Raw genomic sequence first — 19,115 nt, forward strand, 5'->3', positions numbered from 1 at the left:
GACTACGACTTCCCCTCCCAAGCGCATTGATTTCAATACGCCTGAGCTGCAACGCAAGCGGCGCATCCGTGCGCTCAAGGATCGCCTGACCCGCTGGTACGTACTGATCGGCGGCCTTGCCGTGCTCGGCGCGATTACCCTGATTTTCTTCTTCCTGGCCTATGTCGTCGCCCCGCTGTTCCAGGGTGCCGAACTGACCGCCAAAGACTCGATCACGCCTGCCTGGATGCAAGACGCCGGCAAGCCGCTGATGATTTCCCTTGAAGAGCAGAACCAGGTCGCCATGCGGGTTTCCGACAAGGGCCAGGCGCTGTTCTTTGACCTCGACAGTGGTGCCGAACTGCGCCGTGTCGACTTGCCGATCCCGGCCGGTACCAGCGTTGCTTCGATCGGTGAAGACCAGCCCGGCAGCCCGCTGGTGATCGTCGGCCTGTCCAACGGTCAGGCCCTGGTGTTCCGTCACACTTACAAGGTCAGCTACCCGGATGGCAAGAAGACCATCTCGCCGGCCATCGAGTACCCCTACGGTGAGGCGCCGATTGCGCTGAACGAGCAGGGCACCGCGCTGGAGCACGTCAGCCTCAATGCGACCGACTCGACCCTGATGGTCGCCGGTTCCAGCGGTGCGCAGTTGCACGTCCTGGCGCTGAGCAAAGAAGAAAACATGATGACCGGTGAAATCACCAGTGATCAGCAGCGCATCGACTTGCCGCAAATGACCGAGCCGGTGAAAAACATCTTCATCGACCCGCGCCAACAGTGGCTGTACGTGCTCAACGGCCGTGCCCAGGCCGACGTGTTCAGCCTGCGGGAAAAAAGCCTCAACGGTCGCTACAAGCTGCTCGAAGATGGCGAAAGCCAAGTCACCGCCAGCACCCAGCTGGTGGGTGGTATCTCGCTGATCATCGGTGACTCCAAGGGTGGCCTGGCCCAATGGTTCATGGCCCGCGATCCAGATGGCGAGCAACGCCTGAAGCAGATCCGGACCTTCCAGATGGGCACTTCGCCTATCGTTGAGATCACTGCCGAAGAGCGTCGCAAAGGCTTTGTTGCCCTGGACGCTTCCGGCAAGCTCGGCGTGTTCCACAGCACCGCCCACCGCACCCTGCTGGTGGACCAGGTGGTCGATGGCCAGGGCATCTTCGGCCTGTCGCCTCGTGCCAACCGGGTGATCGTGGAGCAGGGCGGCAAGCTGCAACCCTTGCTGCTCGACAACCCGCACCCGGAAGTTTCCTGGAGCGCACTGTGGAGCAAGGTCTGGTACGAAAACTACGACGAGCCTAAGTACGTCTGGCAATCGACTGCGGCCAACACCGACTTCGAGCCCAAGCTGAGCTTGTCGCCGCTGACCTTCGGTACCTTGAAAGCGGCGTTCTACGCCATGCTGCTGGCCGCACCGCTGGCCGTGGCCGCAGCGATCTACACCGCCTACTTCATGGCCCCAGGCATGCGCCGCAAGGTCAAGCCGGTGATCGAGCTGATGGAAGCGATGCCGACGGTGATCCTCGGCTTCTTCGCCGGCCTGTTCCTGGCCCCGTATGTGGAAGGGCACTTGCCGGGCATCTTCAGCCTGTTGATGCTGCTGCCGATCGGGATTCTGCTGGCCGGCTTCATCTTCAGCCGCCTGCCGGAGTCGATCCGCCTGAAAGTGCCGGATGGCTGGGAAAGCGCGATCCTGATCCCGGTGATCATCTTCGTCGGCTGGCTCTCGCTGTACATGAGCCCGTACCTGGAGACGTGGTTCTTCGGCGGCGACATGCGGATGTGGATTTCCCACGACCTGGGCATCACCTACGACCAGCGCAACGCCCTGGTAGTCGGCCTGGCCATGGGTTTCGCGGTGATCCCGAACATCTACTCGATCGCTGAAGACGCCGTGTTCAGTGTGCCGCGCGGCCTGACCCTGGGCTCGCTGGCCCTGGGTGCCACACCTTGGCAGACCATGACGCGGGTGGTGATCCTCACCGCCAGCCCGGGCATTTTCTCGGCCTTGATGATCGGCATGGGGCGCGCAGTCGGCGAAACCATGATCGTACTGATGGCCACCGGCAACACCCCGGTGATGGAGATGAACCTGTTCGAAGGCCTGCGGACCCTGGCGGCCAACGTCGCGGTGGAAATGCCGGAGTCGGAAGTCGGCGGCAGCCACTACCGCGTGCTGTTCCTCTCGGCCTTGGTGCTGCTGCTGTTCACCTTCGTCATGAATACCCTCGCGGAACTGATTCGTCAGCGTCTGCGCAAGAAATACTCGTCGCTTTAAGAAAGGTAGAAGTCTGTGAAACAGAACTCCCTGAAAGGATGGTTCAAGAGCGGCGCCCCCGGCGTCTGGATCAGCGGTGGCGCGGTGGCCATCGCCGTCATCATGACCATTGGTTTGCTGGCGGTGATTGCCGTGCGCGGTCTGGGCCACTTCTGGCCCGCCGACCTGGTGCATGCCCAGTACGAGGTGCCGGGCCAGGCCAGCCATGTGGTCATCGGCGAAGTGGTACAGAAAGAACAAGTGCCACGTGAGCGCCTGAAAAGCGCGGGCCTGCCGGTCCCGGAGCAGGGCCCGGAGTTCATGACCCGCGAGCTGATCAAGGTCGGCAACCGTGATCTCAATGGCACCGACTTCACCTGGATCGTCGGCGAGTGGCTGACCAACCAGACCACGCCGCCGGAATTGATGGCGATCGAGCGTCGTGAGTGGGGCAACTTCTACGGCTACCTGGTCAACGTCAAGCAGGACGGCAAGGTCATCGCTGAAGGCGAGGCCGCCTGGCCTGAGCTGCAAGCGCGGATCGAGCGCGTCAGCAAACTGGCGGCCGAACTCAAGACCCTGGAAAAATCCGACATCGGGGCGATCAACGCCGGCCTTGAGCGTATTCGCCTGCACGGTCGCAAGCTGGAGCTGGACGGCAAGCTGGACGCCGCGGCCCAGGCCGACATGGAATCGGAACGCGCCGAGCTCAATGCCCGCTACCAGGACATTGAAAAGCGCCTGAGCGATCTGCATGCGCAGGTCAACCGCGACAGCCTGACCGCCCGCGATGGCAACGGCAAGGAAATCGAAATCGAACTGGGCAAGGTGGTTCACGCCTTCCAGCCGAACGCGATGAGCACCTTGACCAAGGTCGGTTTCTACTTCAGCAAGGTCTGGGAATTCCTCAGCGACGACCCACGTGAAGCCAACACCGAAGGCGGGATTTTCCCGGCGATCTTCGGCACCGTGATGATGACCTTGATCATGGCGATGATCGTCACCCCGTTTGGTGTGCTGGCGGCGGTTTACCTGCGTGAATATGCACGCCAGGGCACCATGACCCGGCTGATCCGCATCGCGGTGAACAACCTGGCGGGTGTACCGGCGATTGTTTACGGGGTGTTCGGCCTGGGCTTCTTCGTCTATGTGCTGGGTGGTTCGGTTGACCGCCTGTTCTTCCCGGAAGCCTTGCCGGCGCCGACCTTCGGCACCCCGGGCCTGCTCTGGGCCTCGCTGACCCTGGCGCTGCTGGCGGTGCCGGTGGTGATCGTGGCCACCGAAGAAGGCCTGGCGCGGATTCCTCGCACCGTGCGTGAGGGCTCGTTGGCCCTCGGTGCGACCAAGGCGGAAACCCTGTGGAAGATCGTGCTGCCGATGGCCAGTCCGGCGATGATGACCGGCATGATTCTCGCGGTGGCCCGTGCGGCCGGTGAGGTCGCACCGCTGATGCTGGTGGGCGTGGTGAAGCTGGCGCCGTCGTTGCCGCTGGACGGGAACTACCCGTACCTGCACCTGGACCAGAAGATCATGCACCTGGGCTTCCACATTTATGACGTCGGCTTCCAGAGCCCGAACGTCGAGGCCGCACGCCCACTGGTGTACGCCACGGCGCTGCTGCTGGTACTGGTGATCGCCACACTCAACCTGTCGGCCGTGTGGATCCGTAACCACCTGCGCGAAAAATACAAAGCGCTGGATAGCTGATTTGCAGCACTGATTTCTATGTGGGAGCGAGCTCGCTCGCGATGGCATCACCGCGGTTTCACAGATACACCGCGTTGCCCGAACCGCCAGCAGGCTGGCTCCCACAAAAACCGAACCGAATTTGTTAGCACAGGGAGCCTCCCATGCAGCACGAAGCACATACCCACGGCATCAACATGTCGGCCCTGGGTCGCGACAAGCAGAGCCTGAGCCTCGAGCAGGAAACCGTAGCCATCGAAGTGCCGGGCCTGAGCCTGTTCTACGGCGACAAACAAGCGCTGTTCGACGTCAGCATGAACATTCCCAAGCAGCGAGTGACCGCCTTCATCGGCCCGTCCGGCTGTGGCAAGTCGACCCTGCTGCGTACGTTCAACCGGATGAACGACCTGGTCGACGGTTGCCGTGTCGAGGGCGCGATCAACCTGTACGGCAACAACATCTACCGCAAGGGCGAAGACGTGGCCGAGCTGCGTCGCCGGGTCGGCATGGTGTTCCAGAAGCCCAACCCGTTCCCCAAGACCATCTATGAAAACGTGGTCTACGGCCTGCGGATTCAGGGCATCAACAAAAAACGCGTACTCGACGAAGCCGTTGAGTGGGCGTTGAAAGGGGCGGCGCTGTGGGATGAGGTCAAGGACCGCCTGCACGAGTCGGCACTGGGCCTGTCCGGTGGTCAACAGCAGCGTCTGGTGATCGCCCGGACCATCGCCGTGGAGCCGGAAGTGCTGCTGCTCGACGAACCCTGCTCGGCACTCGACCCGATCTCGACGCTGAAGGTTGAAGAGCTGATCTACGAGTTGAAATCCAAGTTCACCATCGTCATCGTGACTCACAACATGCAACAGGCTGCCCGGGTTTCTGACTACACCGCGTTCATGTACATGGGCAAGCTGGTGGAATTCGGCGACACCGACACCTTGTTCACCAATCCGGCGAAAAAGCAGACCGAAGACTACATCACCGGTCGTTATGGCTAGTGGGGACAGCTGCGAGCCGCAAGCGTCAAGCGGTCAGCCAGGGCGGTTCGAGTACGACACACATCAGCTTGCAGCTTGAAGCTTGCAGCTCACAGCTTTTGCGGAGCAAAACCATGATTTCGAAGGAAGGCTTAACCCACCACATCTCCCAGCAGTTCAACGCCGAGCTTGAAGAGGTGCGCAGCCACCTCCTGGCCATGGGTGGGCTGGTCGAGAAGCAGGTCAACGACGCGGTCACGGCGCTGATCGAGGCCGACTCCGGCCTGGCCCAGCAGGTGCGCGAGATCGACGACCAGATCAACCAGATGGAACGCAACATCGACGAAGAATGCCTGCGCATCCTGGCCCGTCGTCAGCCGGCGGCGTCCGACCTGCGTCTGATCATCAGCATCTCCAAGTCGGTGATCGACCTGGAGCGCATCGGCGACGAAGCCACCAAGATTGCCCGCCGGGCCATCCAGTTGTGCGAAGAAGGCGAGGCCCCGCGTGGCTACGTCGAGGTGCGCCACATCGGTGACCAGGTGCGCAACATGGTTCGCGACGCGCTGGATGCCTTCGCCCGCTTCGACGCTGACCTGGCGCTGTCCGTGGCCCAGTACGACAAGATCATCGACCGCGAGTACAAGACGGCGCTGCGCGAACTGGCGACCTACATGATGGAAGACCCGCGCTCGATCTCGCGCGTGCTGAGCATCATCTGGGTCTTGCGTTCGCTGGAGCGTATCGGCGACCACGCCCGCAACATCTCCGAGCTGGTGATCTACCTGGTGCGCGGCACGGACGTGCGTCACCTGGGTCTCAAGCGCATGAAGGAAGAAGTTGAAGGCACCAGTGGCGAAACCGCTAATGTTCCGGGTAAACCTGACGATAAGTAAGATTGCCCAAGTAAAAACGCCCGGCCCTTGGCCGGGCGTTTTTGTTGGTGCTGGCTGGATTTCATAGCACCCGCGAACGACAAAGGTCCCGGCGTGACTGAAGTATTTTGGCGAAGTGCCAAGCCAGGCGTTTTGCTGGTCGGGATAATTACGAGGGTGGTCGATGAGTAAGGTCAATGTGTTGGTCGTGGACGATGCGGCGTTCATTCGTGATCTGATGAAGAAGTGCCTGCGCAACTACTTTCCGGGCATGCGCATCGAAGACGCGGTCAACGGCCGCAAGGCACAAAGCCTGCTGGCCCGCGAAACCTTCGACCTGGTGCTGTGCGACTGGGAGATGCCGGAAATGTCCGGCCTGGAGTTGCTGACCTGGTGCCGCGGACAGGACGCCCTCAAGACCATGCCGTTCATCATGGTCACCAGCCGTGGCGACAAGGAAAACGTGGTCCAGGCGATCCAGGCCGGTGTGTCGGGCTATGTGAGCAAGCCGTTCACCAACGAGCAATTGCTGAGCAAAGTCAAACAGGCCCTGAACAAGATCGGCAAGCTCGATGCCTTGATGAATCAGGCCCCGGCCAAGTTGGCGCCGGCATTCGCCAACGACTCGCTGAGTGCCCTGACCGCCGGCAAGGCGCCAGTGGTCGCTGCGCCGACCCCCAACGCTTACCTGCAAAACCGCACCGAGGAAACCGCCAAGGGCCTGCTCAGCAGCCCGCCGATCAAGGCCCCTACGCCGGCACCCGCTGGTGGCCGTGGCCAGGGCCAGTTGCGCCTGCCCAGCGGCATCCAGGCCTGCGTGATCAAGGCCCTGAGCATCAAGGAAGCGCTGCTGGTGGTCAAACGCAGCGAGACGCTGCCCCAAGTGCTCGACAGCGCCGTGCTCGACCTGGAGCAGGGGGACAACGCCGAAATCGCCCGCCTCAACGGCTATCTGCATGCCATCGTTGCCCACGAGCCGAAACCCGACAGCGAGTGGTTGCAACTGACCTTCCGCTTCGTCGACCAGGATGCCCAGAAGCTCGATTACATTTCCCGGCTGATCGCCCGGGGTACGGCGCAGAAGCACTTCGTGCCGGGTGCGTAATCAGCTTTTGAAACAGCTGTCGCCAGCCTGAGGGCATTCTGACTGCTAGGCTCACCCAAGCCTGCCCCCGACAGAATGCTGCCCATGTTCGCGCGATTGCTGATTTGCTGTGGTCTGCTCATGGCCTCGAGCCTGGCCGTGGCCACGACCATCTACAAGACCCAGCACGCCAATGGCGTGGTGTCCTACAGCGATCGGCCGTCACGTGGGGCCCAGGTGTTTGTATTCCGTGACCGGATGGACGAGCGCCTCGAACGCCAGGTGCACCTGCAGATCAAGAAGCAGCCGGGCAGCCACACAGTGTTTGTGCGCAACGACCTGTATGCGCCGGTCGAGGTCGAGTTGAGCTTTCACCAGGTGAAAAACCTCAAGGGCGCGCCTGCCCAGGCCATCCGCCGAGTTCTGCCGGCGCGCAGTAACACCCGTCTGGCGCTGCTCACGGCGTCCCGCCCCGGCAAGCCGCTGGTCTATACCCCCAGGCTCAAATACGCCTTGGGCGACCCCTCAGGCGCCACGCTGACCTATCTTTACCCGCTGCCCTGGCGCGGTGGTCCGTTTCGCCTGAGCCAGGGCGTCAACGGCCAATACAGCCATTACGGGCCGAAGAATCGCTACGCCATGGACATCGCCATGCCCGAAGGCACGCCGATCATTGCTGCGCGGGCCGGGGTGGTGGTGAAAACCGAGAACCGCCAGAGCGGTCGCGGCACCGATCCGGCGGGTAACTTCGTGCGCGTGCTGCACAACGACGGGACCATGGGCGTGTACCTGCACCTCAAGCAGGGTTCGGTACGGGTGCGAGAAGGGCAGCGGGTGGCGGTGGGCAGCGCCCTGGCGTTGTCCGGCAATACCGGCAACAGCAGCGGGCCGCACCTGCATTTCGTGGTGCAGCGCAATACCGGGTTGGGGTTGGTGTCGATTCCGTATCAGTTCAGCCAGCCGGTGGGCAGCCTGCCGAACTTTGCGCTGGGGAGGTAAGAGGGGCTGGGTAAACGATCGCAGCCTGCGGCGGCTCCCGAGGGCTGCGATCCTTTACAGATTCAATCGAGCATCACGACCTTGGCCAGGACGATTTTCGGGCCTTTCATCTTTTTGATGATGATCCGCAAACCTTCGACTTCCAGCACTTCTTCCTCTTCCGGCACCCGCTTGAGGCTGTCGTAGACCAGGCCGGCCAGGGTTTCGGCTTCGACGTGGTCCAGGTCCACGCCCAGCAGGCGCTCGACCTTGAACAGCGGGGTGTCACCGCGTACCAGCAACTTGCCCGGCTGGTAGGCCAGGATGCCGCGCTCGGCCTTGCGATGTTCGTCCTGGATATCGCCGACCAGCACTTCCAACACGTCTTCCATGGTCAGGTAGCCGATGATGTTGCCGTCGGCTTCCTCGACCACGGCGAAGTGCGAGCCGCCTTTGCGGAACTGTTCCAGCAACTGCGACAGCGGCATGTGCCGCGACACACGCTCCAGCGGTCGGGTCAGCTCGGCCAGGTTGAACGACTCGGGAATGTGGTCCAGGGCGGCCAGTTCCAGCAACAGGTCCTTGATGTGCAGCAGGCCAACGAACTCTTGGCGCTCGCTGTCGTACACCGGGTAGCGGCTGAACTTGTGGCGGCGGAACATCGCCAGGATTTCCTTGAGCGGCGCGTTGAACTCCAGCGTCACCAGGTCTTCCCGGGAGTTGGCCCAGTCGACCACTTCCAGCTCGCCCATTTCCACGGCCGAGGCCAGCACGCGCATGCCTTGGTCGCTCGGGTCCTGGCCACGGCTGGAGTGCAGGATCAGTTTCAGTTCTTCACGGCTGTAGTGGTGCTCGTGATGCGGGCCGGGCTCACCCTGGCCGGCGATGCGCAGGATCGCATTGGCACTGGCGTTGAGCAGGTAGATGGCCGGGTACATGGCCCAGTAGAACAGGTACAGCGGCACGGCCGTCCACAGCGACAGCAGCTCGGGCTTGCGGATCGCCCAGGATTTCGGAGCCAGCTCACCGACCACGATGTGCAGGTAGGAAATGATGAAGAAGGCGGTAAAGAACGACACGCCCTTGATCACTTCCGGCGAGTCGACGCCCACGGCGGCCAGCAGCGGCTCGAGAATGTGCGCAAACGCCGGCTCACCGACCCAGCCCAGGCCGAGGGAGGCGAGGGTGATACCCAGTTGGCAGGCAGACAGGTAAGCGTCGAGTTGGCTGTGCACCGTGCGCAGGATGTGGCCGCGCCAGCCGTTTTTATCGGCAATCGCCTCGACCCGGGTCGAGCGCAGTTTGACCATGGCAAATTCCGCCGCAACGAAGAAGCCGTTGAGCAAAACCAGGATCAGTGCAAAAAGAATCATGCCGAAATCGGCGAAGAGTGTAGCGAGGGACAAGCCAGGAGAAGGGTCCATGATGGAGTTTTGCGGGTTCCGTATATTCGAATAAAAAAGAGGGTGCAGACGAGCCTGAAAGGCAGGCCCAAGTCAGCCAATGTAGCGGCTGACAGGGCAATTGCCTAGGGGGACGTCGTGCGGGGGGCTAGTCGGTCAGGCTGCCGGTGCGTGATTTGCTCACCTGCGCGGGCACAAAATGGCAGGTGAAGGTGCTGCCATGGCCTGGCACGCTGCTGATTTCCATCCGGGCGCGGTGGCGCAGCAACACGTGCTTGACGATCGCCAGGCCCAGGCCGGTGCCGCCGGTGTTGGAGTTGCGGCTCGAATCGACGCGGTAGAAACGTTCGGTCAGGCGCGGCAAGTGCTTGCTGTCGATGCCGATCCCCGAGTCTTGCACGCTCAGGTGCGCGCCTTGCTCATCGCCCCACCAGCGGATGCGGATATGACCTTCGGCCGGGGTGTATTTGACCGCATTGAACACCAGGTTGGAGAACGCGCTGCGCAACTCGGCCTCGCTGCCCTTGAGCTGGATCGACGGGTCGGCTTCCAGGGTGATGTGCTGGTTGCGTTGCCCGGACAGCGCCAGGGCGTCGCTCTTGATCGACTGCAACAGGCTGTCGATCGCCACGGGCTGGTTGTCCGAGGGGTAGTCGGTGGCCTCCAGCTTGGCCAGCAGCAGCAAGTCATTGAGCAAGGTCTGCATGCGACTGCCCTGCTGCTGCATCTGTTGCAGCGCGCGAGTCCAGCGTGGGTTCACGTCTTCGACGTTATCCAGCAGGGTTTCCAGGTAGCCACTGATCACCGTCAGTGGCGTGCGCAGTTCGTGGGAGACGTTGGCGATGAAATCCTTGCGCATCTGTTCCAGCTGATGGATGCGCGTCACGTCACGCACCAGCATCAGGTGCTCGTTGTTGCCATAGCGGGTGATGTACAGCTGGATGCGCATCCGGTCGTTGGTCGGCGAGGGGATTTCCAGCGGCTCGGCATAGCTGTCCTGCTCGAAGTACTCCTTGAAGCGCGGGTGGCGCACCAGGTTGGTCACCGGTTGGCCGCTGTCCTGGGGTGTCTTGAGCCCCAGCAGGGTTTCGGCGGCGCGGTTCCACCATTCCAGGTTGCCGTCGCTGTCGAGCATCACCACCGCGTCCTTGAGTGCCGCCGTGGACTCCTGGACCCGGTCGATCACCGCTTGCAGGCGCCCGCGCACCCGTTGGTCGCGGCGTTGCAGGTGATAGATGCTGTCGAACACTTCGCCCCACAGGCCGTAGCCATCGGGTGGCGCTTCATCGGGTTTGTGCAGGCGCAGCCACTCGTGCAGGCGCAGCAATTGCTTGAGGGTCCAGCCCAGGTAAAGACCCAGGCCCGCGGCCAGGCTCCAGCCGTAGTAGCCGGTGATCAGGCCGATCACCAGGCAACCGGTGACCAGCAGCAGCATGTGGCGGATCAGGGTGCCATGCCAGTTTTGGTTCACTTGAACATGCGTCCTTGTCAGCGTTTGGAGCGGGTCGGGGTGTAATCAGGCTTTGGTCGAAAAACGATAGCCGGTGCCGCGCACGGTTTGTACCAGACTTTCGTAAGCGTCACCCAGGGCTTTGCGCAGGCGACGGATGTGCACGTCCACGGTGCGCTCCTCGACATACACATTGCCGCCCCAGACCTGGTCCAGTAACTGGCCGCGGGTGTAGGCGCGTTCCTGGTGGGTCATGAAAAACTGCAGCAGGCGGTATTCGGTGGGGCCCATCTCGGCGGGTTTGCCGTCGATGGTGACCCGGTGGCTGATCGGGTCCAGCAGCAGGCCGCCCACTTCAATGGGGGCTTCACCTTCGGTAGGGCCGGTGCGGCGCAGCACGGCCTTGAGACGAGCGACCAACTCGCGGGGGGAAAACGGCTTGGTGATGTAGTCATCCGCGCCGACTTCCAGGCCCTGGATCTTGTTGTCTTCCTCGCCCTTGGCCGTGAGCATGATGATCGGGATATCACCGGTCAGCTCGTCACGCTTGAGACGGCGGGCCAGTTCGATCCCCGACGTGCCGGGCAGCATCCAGTCGAGCAGGATCAGGTCCGGTTTGCGGTCGACGATAATGGCGTGCGCCTGCTGGGCGTTCTCCGCCTCCAGGCAGTCATAGCCGGCCATTTCCAACGCAACGGCGATCATTTCGCGAATAGGCGCTTCGTCGTCGACGATCAGAATGCTCCTGCCAACCATGGGTTAAATCCTCTTGTCATTTAACTGTCTTGCGCCGCATTAGATAACGGAATTATTGCAGTCGTGTTACAGCATTTCAGTGGTGAAGCAAGGCGCGTGATCCTGGACTAAGCTGTAACTCCGAATCCTGACTACCACAAAAGAAGGTTTCCATGACTGACTTTGCTCACTCCTTTAAAGCCTTGGTACTGGCGGCTGCCCTGGCCTTGCCGGGAATGGCCATGGCGGCTGAGCCGGCCATGATGAAAGGCGGCATGATGGTCGATCCCCAAGGCATGACGTTGTACACGTTCGACAAGGACAGTGGTGGAAAGTCGATGTGTAACGACGATTGCGCAAAAAACTGGCCGCCGCTGATGGCGCCGGCGGATGCCAAGGCCGACGGTAAATGGACGGCGATCAAGCGTGACGACGGCAAGATGCAATGGGCCTATGACGGCAAGCCGCTGTACACCTTCATCAAGGACGAAAAGCCCGGCGAAATGAAGGGCGACAAGATGAAAGACGTCTGGCACGTGGTTCACCAGTCGCAGAAATAACCCGTTGTTGTCGCAGCTGGCGCAGCCTGCGCCAGCTTCGACACGATCCCTGCAGCGCCCCTCAGCGCAACGCGTAATCCAGTACGATCCCGACAAAAATCGCCAAACCCGCCCAGTGATTGTGCAGGAACGCCTTGAAGCACTTCATCCGGTCCCGGTCACGGGTGTACCAGAACTCCCAGGCGAAACACCCGGCAGCCACCAGCAAGCCGAGGTGGAACCAGCCACCCAGGGCGAATTTCGAGCCGGCCAGCCACAGGCAGCCCAGCGCCAGCCCCTGCAACGTGAGAATGATTACCCGGTCGGCATCGCCAAACAGGATCGCCGTGGATTTCACGCCGATCTTCAGATCGTCGTCGCGGTCGGTCATGGCGTAATAGGTGTCGTAGCCAACTGTCCACAGCAGGTTGGCGATCCACAGCAGCCAGGCGACGGCCGGCAGTTCGCCGGTCTCGGCGGTGAACGCCATCGGCATGCCCCAGGAGAACGCAGCGCCCAGCACCACTTGTGGGTAGTAGGTGTAGCGCTTCATGAAAGGGTAGCTGGCCGCCAGTGCCAGGCCACCGAATGACAGCCAGACTGTCGCCGCGTTGGTGCACAGCACCAGCAGGAAGCTCAGGCCCATCAGCAGCGCAAAGAACACCAGCGCCTCCCGGGAGCTGATTCTGCCGGCAGCCAGCGGGCGTTGGGCGGTGCGCTTTACGTGGCCGTCGACCTTGCGGTCGGCCCAGTCGTTGATCACGCAGCCGCCGGCGCGGGTCAGTACCACGCCGAGGACAAAAATCACGATGTTGGCCAGGGACGGCGAGCCTTCACCGGCGATCCACAGGGCCCACAGGGTCGGCCACAGCAGCAGGTAGATGCCGATGGGTTTGTCCATGCGTGTCAACTGGACGAAGTCCCAGGCGCGTGGGTTCAAGCGATTCAGCGATTTGAGCAGGTTCTGGTACATCAGCCATTCTCCGCAGGCGCGACAATCGCCCGCCACAGGGCCGGCAAGAAAATTTCTGCGACCAGCACGCTCAAGCCACCGCGGTCGAAACGCGAACGGCGACCCCACAAGGCCGGGGCCTGAACCGCAGGGGGCAGCCATTCAACCGGGTAGTGGCAGACCTCGAGGGCGCGGCGCTGGAACGCCTGGTCGCAGAACAGCAGCTCACCCAGGGAGCGGCTGCCCAGCTCATCCATGTTCAACCCGCCATCTTGCAATGCACTGCGCGCCGCCACGCTGCGGGCAAACACCCAGGCCTGGCCGTGGCCGCGCAAATACACCTCGCGCACCCAACCTTCACTGTTCTGTGGCAAGTCGAGGGCGGCGCACTCATCGTCCCGCAACGGCTGCCAGCCTTCGTACAGCGGGGTGACGCTGAAACCGTCATTCGACAAGCGCGTCAGGCGTCGGGTGAGCGAGCCTTGATCGAACAGCCAGTCGAGGGTTTGCGCATCGGGAAGGGGGGTCAGCTGGCTTTGCGGCAGCCAGAGCGGAGTCGGGGCGAGGGCGTTTGAGTGCGGCACAGTGAGTCATTATTGGCAGCAAATGAGGCGGCGAGCTTAACATGTTGATCGGCGACATTGAGTGATCGGACCGGCCTGCGGCGTCGAACACGCTTGCATCTGTCGAGTGCGATCAGTACAAAACGCCCTGAGCCGGACGGCGGACCCTTGGCGGGCGACCGTCCGCGCCAGATAAAGCCTGTGAATCCGAGGAAACAAGCAATGAAGAAGTGGCAATGCGTAGTCTGTGGGCTGATCTACAACGAAGCCGACGGCTGGCCGGATGACGGCATCGCACCGGGTACCCTGTGGCAGGACGTGCCGGAAGACTGGCTGTGCCCGGACTGCGGCGTGGGCAAGATGGATTTCGAAATGATTGAAATCAACTAACCGATTCGAGGAGTAAGGAATGAACGCACCTGTCGTGATCGTCGGCACTGGGCTGGCTGGCTACAACCTGGCCCGGGAGTTTCGCAAACTCGATGGCGAAACTCCGCTGTTGCTGATTACCGCAGATGACGGGCGCTCCTACTCCAAGCCAATGCTCTCCACCGGTTTCGGCAAGAACAAGGACGCCGACGGCCTGAGCATGGCCGAGCCTGGCGCCATGGCCGAGCAGCTCAAGGCCGAGGTGCGCACCCATACGCGCATCAGCGGCATCGACCCGGGCCACAAGCGCCTGTGGATCGGCGAAGAGGCGGTAGCCTATCGCGACCTGATCCTGGCCTGGGGCGCAGAAACCGTGCGTGTGCCGGTGCAGGGCGATGCGCCCGAGGCGATCTTCCCGATCAATGACCTGGAAGACTACGCCCGTTTTCGCGCCGCCGCCGCCGGCAAGCGCCGGGTGCTGTTGCTGGGGGCCGGGCTGATCGGCTGTGAGTTTGCCAATGACCTGATCCTGGGGGGCTATGAGGTGCAACTGGTGGCGCCGTGCGAACAGGTGATGCCGACGCTGTTGCACCCGGCCGCCGCGGCTGCGGTACAGGCCGGGCTGGAAAGCCTGGGGGCGAAATTCCATCTGGGGCCGGTGCTCAACCGTTTGCAGCGCACCGCTGATGGCCTGGAAGGGCATTTGTCCGACGGTCAGGTGATTCCTTGTGACGTGGTGGTCTCGGCCATTGGCCTGCGCCCGCGGATCGATCTGGCGGCGGCCGCCGGCTTGCAGACCAATCGTGGGGTGATGGTCGATCGTCACCTGAAAACCTCCCACGCCAATATCTATGCCCTGGGCGACTGCGCCGAGGTCGATGGGCTGAATCTGCTGTACGTGATGCCCCTCATGAGTTGTGCGCGGGCGCTGGCACAAACCCTGGCCGGCAACCCGACCGCGGTGAGCTATGGCGCGATGCCAATTACCGTGAAAACCCCAGTGTGCCCGCTGGTGGTGTCCCCGCCGCCACGGGGTTGTGAGGGCGTCTGGACGGTGGAGGGGCAGGGCGCCGACATCAAGGCGTTGTGCCGCGACAGCAGCGGCAAGCTGCTGGGTTACGCCCTTACGGGAGCGGCGGTGATGGACAAATTGGCTCTAAACAAGGAGCTTCCGGCGCTTCTGGCATAAATACAGGTCGTTCTGTCGGAATCACCCCGCTTTAACCCCTACAAAGGTCGCGCCGAGACTGGCGTAGCCCGTATCCGCGTGCCATCCTCACACCCGTCTGCCGCAGAGTAGAGCCTGCGGCGCCTTGGGCGCTGTTCCGGAAGAACAGCACGGACATAACAACAAAAAACCGTCAAAGAGGCTTCACTATGCGTAAACCAGAACTCGCCGCCGCAATCGCCGAAAAAGCTGATCTCACCAAAGAGCAGGCCAACCGCGTCCTCAACGCCGTTCTTGAAGAGATCACCGGCGCACTGCACCGCAAAGACAGCGTGACCCTGGTAGGGTTCGGCACTTTCCTGCAGCGCCACCGTGGTGCCCGCACCGGCAAAAACCCGCAGACCGGTGAGCCAGTGAAAATCAAGGCCAGCAACACCGTGGCGTTCAAGCCAGGCAAATCGTTGAAAGACAGCGTCAATCCGTAATCCCCCCCGACCACGCTCCCGTCTAACGGGTGAGCTGGATCGAAAAATGGGCACGCCAACGAGGTTGGGTGCCCATTTTTTGTGGCCGCTTACCCGGGCAGGCTGCGGGCAGGCACGGGCGTGTGGCGGTCTCCGGTTTGAACTGATAACGGTGACTTGGTGGTCATCTTACGTAAAAAGCAGCTCATCTCCCGCTAACGATAGGTAACAGTGGCGTTCCGGTTTGAACTCGTTAAACTGCCCCGGCGTTCACTTTTTTCTTCTGGGGCTTGAGCATGAAATTTCGTTTTCTCCTGTGGATGCTGGGCTTGCTGATGCGCAAGGCCAGCCGGACCAACCCGGCTTTTCAACAGCAATTGGCCGACAAGGACCTGGTGTTCCAGTTGCAGACGCTGGACGGCAAGGTGGCGCGGCACTTCGTGGTCAAGGACCAGCGCATCACCAGCAAGTCCGGGCTGTATGCCGAGCCGGCCTTCGCGATTGCCTTCAAGGACGCCGCCTATGGCTTTGCCACGATGCAGGCGAAGAACAAGCAACTGGCGTTCATGACCGGGATCCAGGACAAGTCGATCCAGATCAAGGGCAACCCAGCGCTGGTGATGTGGTTCCAGGGCCTGACCAAGTATCTGAAGCCGAAGAAAAAGCCGGCTGCTGGTCGCTGATAGAGCCTTGGAAAGTTTTTGTGCTTAATCGAGCCAAGTTGTGATTAAAAAGCACTAAAGACCTGTCATTTATGACAGGTTACGGACGTCTTTTTACGTGCTCCACTGTACGGGTGTAGGGGGTTGTGCACCCTTTGTTTAACACCATGGAGTGCGGACATGAACAGTTTGAACGAAGCGGCGGCGGGCACCCTTGACCCGTCTTTTGGTGATAATGGTGTGGTGGATTTAGTCGCTGACGGAGACAGAAGTGTTCGTCACTCCATTCTTGCCCTGTCTAACGGAAAGTTGATTTATGCCAACGGTGATCATACGGATTGGCAAAATACTTTGAAGTTGAGGCGTGTGAATGCCAACGGTTTCTTCGACGCTTCCTTCGGCGAAAGCGGAGCGGTAACACTGCATATTGGATGGAGCACCGCGCCTCGATTTGGATTGTTTTCATATCCGGCAGATAAATTTTTGATAAAGGGTACACACCTGAGTGAGGATGGTCAGCGCGATATGGTATTCGCTCGGCTGGATTTCGATGGTCGAATTGATACTACTTTTGGCACCGATGGGTTCGTGAGGATCGAACCCTATGATCTGATTTGCCCTGGAACGGCAAAGCCAAAAAATGAACACACAGGCAAATCTTTAACCCCCGCAATTAACTACATTGGCGGTTCTGTGTGCGTGCAACCTGACGGCAAGATTCTAGTGGCGCATAGCGGCGTTCGGGATGCCGAGGACCGGAATAGTGGATTGGTTTTTCGCCTTATGCCGGATGGCTCGGTTGATAAGACATTTAACGGGGCGGGTGTATTACTTATCGAGCTTAATGGCGTAAACGCAGAGAGTAATGAAGCCATTAGTATTGCGCTGCAGAAGGATGGAGCATTTCTGGTGTGCGGTGCCTTCGTTGTTGGAACAACCGTAAGTAGCTATGTCATTCGTTACAAAGAAAATGGCGAGCTGGACAGCAGTTTCAATAATGGGCGGCCAGTAATCATTACTGATCCTGGTTTTGAAATGACGGCGGCTGCGACCCTCTCAGTCAGGGAGAGTGACGGAGAAATTGTTGTTGTAGGAGCCGCCTATGAGAAGTGGAATGCAACGCCATCTTCCGAAACGCCGTGGATTGCAGTTCTAAGTACTGAAGGATCCTTCAGACCCTCGTTTAATAATGGCACTCCACTTTTCGCGCGAGTATTGCCCGCTAAGAGCTGGTGGCGAAATTGTGCATGGCAGGAAGATACAATTCTTGTGTCCGGATCAGTAGTGGCACGCTATCTGTTGAGCGGCTCACTGGATACATCGTTCAACGAGAAGGGTTGGAACGCCCACAGAAACAGCTATGAAGACATGGTGGTAACAAACGATAGGAAGCTTGTCCTGATAGGGCAGAGTAGCTTGTTACGCTACCTGACTTGAGAAGTAGGACGAAGCTTCGAAGGCAAGCCATGCTCGCTCAGGGCGCACGTGCTTTCATCGCGGGCAAGCCCGCGATGCTTTTCAGTTGTGAGTGAACTGCGACGCCAGTTCGCGCAACAGCACTTCGGCCTCCAGCACCTTGCTGACCGCCTCTTCGGCTTTGTCGCGGGTCAGGCCCAGGCGCTCGAGCAGGGCGTCGGGGATGTTGGTGTCCGGGCCGGAACCGACGCCTCGGCTGCGCAGCAGGCGCACGGCCAGGCACACCAGGTTGGCGTACTCGGCGAATTCGCCGTCGTAGGTCGGGTCGTGCTGGAAGCGCAGGGCCGTGGCCAGCTCGTCGGGCATGTCCCAGTGGCGCATCAGCCAGGCGCCGATCTGTTCCCGGCTGATCCCCAGCAAATGCTGCTCGACGTAGGTGTGGCACAGGTGCGGGTTGACCTCCTGGTGACGGCAGATCAGCGAGAAGTGCGGCGGGAAGACGTGCGCCAGCAGCAGGTAGCCAAAGTTGTGCAGCAAGCCCGCCAGGTAGGTCAGGCCGGCTTCCGGGCGCTGGGCGCGCGGCATGGCCCGGGTCAGGCCCTCGATGACGGCGGCGGTGTAGATCGACTGCTGCCAGTACGGCGTGGCCTGTTGTGGGTGATCCTTGGGCAGGCTCAGGGTTTTGCCCAGGGCCAGACCCAGCGCCAGGTTGATCACCAGGTCAAACCCCAGTACGCGGACAATCGCGTCTTCCACTGAACGGATCTTGCCGGGCGATGCGTAGTACGGCGATGCGGCCCAGCTCACCACTTGGGCGGCGAGCGCCGGATCGGTCTCGACGACGCCGGTGATGTCGTCGATGGTGGCGTTGGGGTCGACCCGCAGCTTGATGATTTTCTGCGCGGAACCGGCCAGGGGTGGGATCTCGATGGTCGCTTCCAGGCGCTGCTGGATGCGGCGCGCGGTGAAGGCCTGGACGGCCTGGGTGATTTCCTCGCGGTCATCTCCCGGGCGGTCGAGGTTCGGACGGATGCGGCTCAGCGGCTCGCCAAAATGGGCGGCGCTGGCCTGGGTGAGCATGCTTTTGAAATCTTCGCCGCGGATTTCCAGGAGCATGCCCGGCTCGCCGGAGTTGATCAGCAGCAGCGGCTGGTCGAGCAGGCTTTGTTCGTACAGGCACGGAGAGCTGGTGAGTGCCGGCAGGCCGGGCAGCAGGCTCAGGTTGTGCTTGCCGAGCATGCGCTCAAGGCGCTCCTGCGGCACTGCGGTGAGGCGGCGACCGGTGAGTTCGGCCAAGCGATTGAGGTCCAGCAGCTGGCTCTGCGGGAACAGCACCATGAGCGCACCGATGGCGTCGTCGAGCAGCACCGCCTGGACCTTGCGCTCGGCATTCAGGCCGGGGTGTTCAAGCACTTCGGTGTAGCTGATGCCCAGCTTGCCGAGCAACAGCCGGATAACCGACGGCGTGTGCGGAGTTTCGCCAGCGAGAGCAACTTCAGTCATGGTATGGATCCGATCCCTACAATTTCGAGAGTATAACCAGCTTGCTGGTGCC

18 protein-coding genes are annotated in these 19,115 nt (G+C 61.3%); 12 read left to right on the top strand and 6 right to left on the bottom strand.

The genetic code is table 11. The annotated features are described in order from the left end of the window. The first annotated feature begins 226 nt into the window (after positions 1 to 226). The 6 genes from Q1W70_RS10750 (at position 227) to Q1W70_RS10775 (ending at position 7,860) form a co-directional block, all read left to right on the top strand. Positions 227 to 2,260: an ABC transporter permease subunit gene (locus tag Q1W70_RS10750; RefSeq protein ID WP_178117363.1), complete on the top strand. Its 2,034-nt coding sequence runs from the start codon at positions 227 to 229 to the stop codon at positions 2,258 to 2,260. Positions 2,261 to 2,275: 15 nt separating this feature from the next. Next, positions 2,276 to 3,946 carry a phosphate ABC transporter permease PstA gene (gene pstA / locus Q1W70_RS10755; protein WP_182342872.1) on the top strand — a complete coding sequence of 557 codons (1,671 nt, stop codon included), beginning with the start codon at positions 2,276 to 2,278 and terminating at the stop codon, positions 3,944 to 3,946. A 143-nt stretch (positions 3,947 to 4,089) separates the two neighbouring features. After that, positions 4,090 to 4,923, top strand: coding sequence for a phosphate ABC transporter ATP-binding protein PstB (pstB, locus tag Q1W70_RS10760; RefSeq protein WP_020797931.1), 834 nt, complete (start codon positions 4,090 to 4,092; stop codon positions 4,921 to 4,923). A 113-nt stretch (positions 4,924 to 5,036) separates the two neighbouring features. Beyond that, positions 5,037 to 5,798 carry a phosphate signaling complex protein PhoU gene (phoU, locus tag Q1W70_RS10765; protein WP_166589311.1) on the top strand — a complete coding sequence of 254 codons (762 nt, stop codon included), beginning with the start codon at positions 5,037 to 5,039 and terminating at the stop codon, positions 5,796 to 5,798. Between the two features lie 163 nt (positions 5,799 to 5,961). Next, a complete protein-coding gene (locus Q1W70_RS10770; RefSeq protein ID WP_166589310.1) occupies positions 5,962 to 6,882 on the top strand; it encodes a response regulator in 921 nt (306 codons plus the stop codon). Positions 6,883 to 6,966: 84 nt separating this feature from the next. After that, positions 6,967 to 7,860 (top strand): peptidoglycan DD-metalloendopeptidase family protein, encoded by an 894-nt coding sequence (locus Q1W70_RS10775; protein WP_302098817.1) that lies wholly within the window; start codon positions 6,967 to 6,969, stop codon positions 7,858 to 7,860. A gap of 62 nt (positions 7,861 to 7,922) precedes the next feature. Here Q1W70_RS10775 and Q1W70_RS10780 read toward each other — a convergent pair whose 3' ends face one another. The 3 genes from Q1W70_RS10780 to phoB form a co-directional block, all read right to left on the bottom strand. Further along, the gene (locus tag Q1W70_RS10780; RefSeq protein ID WP_166589308.1) at positions 7,923 to 9,263 is read right to left on the bottom strand and encodes a hemolysin family protein; all 1,341 of its coding nucleotides are present in this window, start codon (positions 9,261 to 9,263) and stop codon (positions 7,923 to 7,925) included. Between the two features lie 127 nt (positions 9,264 to 9,390). Next, positions 9,391 to 10,677 (bottom strand): phosphate regulon sensor histidine kinase PhoR, encoded by a 1,287-nt coding sequence (gene phoR, locus Q1W70_RS10785; protein ID WP_206684572.1) that lies wholly within the window; start codon positions 10,675 to 10,677, stop codon positions 9,391 to 9,393. A gap of 81 nt (positions 10,678 to 10,758) precedes the next feature. Beyond that, positions 10,759 to 11,448 (bottom strand): phosphate regulon transcriptional regulator PhoB, encoded by a 690-nt coding sequence (gene phoB / locus Q1W70_RS10790; protein ID WP_095164918.1) that lies wholly within the window; start codon positions 11,446 to 11,448, stop codon positions 10,759 to 10,761. 152 nt (positions 11,449 to 11,600) lie between these two features. Here phoB and Q1W70_RS10795 point away from each other — a divergent pair, with 152 nt between their 5' ends. Next, positions 11,601 to 11,987: a COG4315 family predicted lipoprotein gene (locus tag Q1W70_RS10795; protein ID WP_166589306.1), complete on the top strand. Its 387-nt coding sequence runs from the start codon at positions 11,601 to 11,603 to the stop codon at positions 11,985 to 11,987. A 61-nt stretch (positions 11,988 to 12,048) separates the two neighbouring features. Here Q1W70_RS10795 and ubiA read toward each other — a convergent pair whose 3' ends face one another. Together ubiA and Q1W70_RS10805 are read right to left on the bottom strand one after the other, a co-directional pair. Next, complete coding sequence (ubiA, locus tag Q1W70_RS10800) at positions 12,049 to 12,939, bottom strand: 4-hydroxybenzoate octaprenyltransferase (RefSeq protein WP_166589305.1); 891 nt, start codon at positions 12,937 to 12,939, stop codon at positions 12,049 to 12,051. Further along, positions 12,939 to 13,502 carry a chorismate--pyruvate lyase family protein gene (locus Q1W70_RS10805; protein ID WP_166589304.1) on the bottom strand — a complete coding sequence of 188 codons (564 nt, stop codon included), beginning with the start codon at positions 13,500 to 13,502 and terminating at the stop codon, positions 12,939 to 12,941. Before Q1W70_RS10805 ends, ubiA begins: the two co-directional genes overlap by 1 nt. 201 nt (positions 13,503 to 13,703) lie before the next feature. On the opposite strand from Q1W70_RS10805, the gene Q1W70_RS10810 reads away from it, so the two are divergent. From Q1W70_RS10810 to Q1W70_RS10830, 5 genes are all read left to right on the top strand, one after another. After that, on the top strand, positions 13,704 to 13,871 hold the full coding sequence (locus tag Q1W70_RS10810; RefSeq protein ID WP_007954349.1) for a rubredoxin: 168 nt from the start codon (positions 13,704 to 13,706) through the stop codon (positions 13,869 to 13,871). Positions 13,872 to 13,890: 19 nt separating this feature from the next. Then, positions 13,891 to 15,039, top strand: a complete 1,149-nt coding sequence (locus tag Q1W70_RS10815) for an NAD(P)/FAD-dependent oxidoreductase (protein ID WP_185818431.1) — start codon at positions 13,891 to 13,893, stop codon at positions 15,037 to 15,039. Positions 15,040 to 15,227: 188 nt separating this feature from the next. Beyond that, the gene (locus tag Q1W70_RS10820; RefSeq protein ID WP_003213368.1) at positions 15,228 to 15,503 is read left to right on the top strand and encodes an HU family DNA-binding protein; all 276 of its coding nucleotides are present in this window, start codon (positions 15,228 to 15,230) and stop codon (positions 15,501 to 15,503) included. Between the two features lie 275 nt (positions 15,504 to 15,778). Next, positions 15,779 to 16,165, top strand: coding sequence for an SCP2 sterol-binding domain-containing protein (locus tag Q1W70_RS10825; protein ID WP_166589302.1), 387 nt, complete (start codon positions 15,779 to 15,781; stop codon positions 16,163 to 16,165). Positions 16,166 to 16,324: 159 nt separating this feature from the next. Further along, complete coding sequence (locus Q1W70_RS10830) at positions 16,325 to 17,581, top strand: NHL repeat-containing protein (RefSeq protein ID WP_302098818.1); 1,257 nt, start codon at positions 16,325 to 16,327, stop codon at positions 17,579 to 17,581. Between the two features lie 81 nt (positions 17,582 to 17,662). On the opposite strand, the gene Q1W70_RS10835 is transcribed toward Q1W70_RS10830, so the two are convergent. Next, on the bottom strand, positions 17,663 to 19,063 hold the full coding sequence (locus tag Q1W70_RS10835; RefSeq protein ID WP_166589300.1) for an aminoacyl-tRNA deacylase and HDOD domain-containing protein: 1,401 nt from the start codon (positions 19,061 to 19,063) through the stop codon (positions 17,663 to 17,665). Positions 19,064 to 19,115 lie beyond the last annotated feature (52 nt).

Origin of the sequence: Pseudomonas kielensis (assembly GCF_030505375.1) — a bacterium.
Taxonomy (GTDB): domain Bacteria; phylum Pseudomonadota; class Gammaproteobacteria; order Pseudomonadales; family Pseudomonadaceae; genus Aquipseudomonas; species Aquipseudomonas kielensis.

Bases quoted from the DNA above. Each gene is read 5' to 3' on its own strand.
- Q1W70_RS10750 (WP_178117363.1), top strand. From the start codon at position 227: ATGCAAGACGCCGGCAAGCCGCTGATGATTTCCCTTGAAGAGCAGAAC.
- pstB (WP_020797931.1), top strand. From the start codon at position 4,090: ATGCAGCACGAAGCACATACCCACGGCATCAACATGTCGGCCCTGGGT.
- phoU (WP_166589311.1), top strand. From the start codon at position 5,037: ATGATTTCGAAGGAAGGCTTAACCCACCACATCTCCCAGCAGTTCAAC.
- Q1W70_RS10770 (WP_166589310.1), top strand. From the start codon at position 5,962: ATGAGTAAGGTCAATGTGTTGGTCGTGGACGATGCGGCGTTCATTCGT.
- Q1W70_RS10775 (WP_302098817.1), top strand. From the start codon at position 6,967: ATGTTCGCGCGATTGCTGATTTGCTGTGGTCTGCTCATGGCCTCGAGC.
- Q1W70_RS10780 (WP_166589308.1), bottom strand. From the start codon at position 9,263: ATGGACCCTTCTCCTGGCTTGTCCCTCGCTACACTCTTCGCCGATTTC.
- phoR (WP_206684572.1), bottom strand. From the start codon at position 10,677: ATGCTGCTGCTGGTCACCGGTTGCCTGGTGATCGGCCTGATCACCGGC.
- phoB (WP_095164918.1), bottom strand. From the start codon at position 11,448: ATGGTTGGCAGGAGCATTCTGATCGTCGACGACGAAGCGCCTATTCGC.
- Q1W70_RS10795 (WP_166589306.1), top strand. From the start codon at position 11,601: ATGACTGACTTTGCTCACTCCTTTAAAGCCTTGGTACTGGCGGCTGCC.
- ubiA (WP_166589305.1), bottom strand. From the start codon at position 12,939: ATGTACCAGAACCTGCTCAAATCGCTGAATCGCTTGAACCCACGCGCC.
- Q1W70_RS10810 (WP_007954349.1), top strand. From the start codon at position 13,704: ATGAAGAAGTGGCAATGCGTAGTCTGTGGGCTGATCTACAACGAAGCC.
- Q1W70_RS10815 (WP_185818431.1), top strand. From the start codon at position 13,891: ATGAACGCACCTGTCGTGATCGTCGGCACTGGGCTGGCTGGCTACAAC.
- Q1W70_RS10820 (WP_003213368.1), top strand. From the start codon at position 15,228: ATGCGTAAACCAGAACTCGCCGCCGCAATCGCCGAAAAAGCTGATCTC.
- Q1W70_RS10825 (WP_166589302.1), top strand. From the start codon at position 15,779: ATGAAATTTCGTTTTCTCCTGTGGATGCTGGGCTTGCTGATGCGCAAG.
- Q1W70_RS10830 (WP_302098818.1), top strand. From the start codon at position 16,325: ATGAACAGTTTGAACGAAGCGGCGGCGGGCACCCTTGACCCGTCTTTT.
- Q1W70_RS10835 (WP_166589300.1), bottom strand. From the start codon at position 19,063: ATGACTGAAGTTGCTCTCGCTGGCGAAACTCCGCACACGCCGTCGGTT.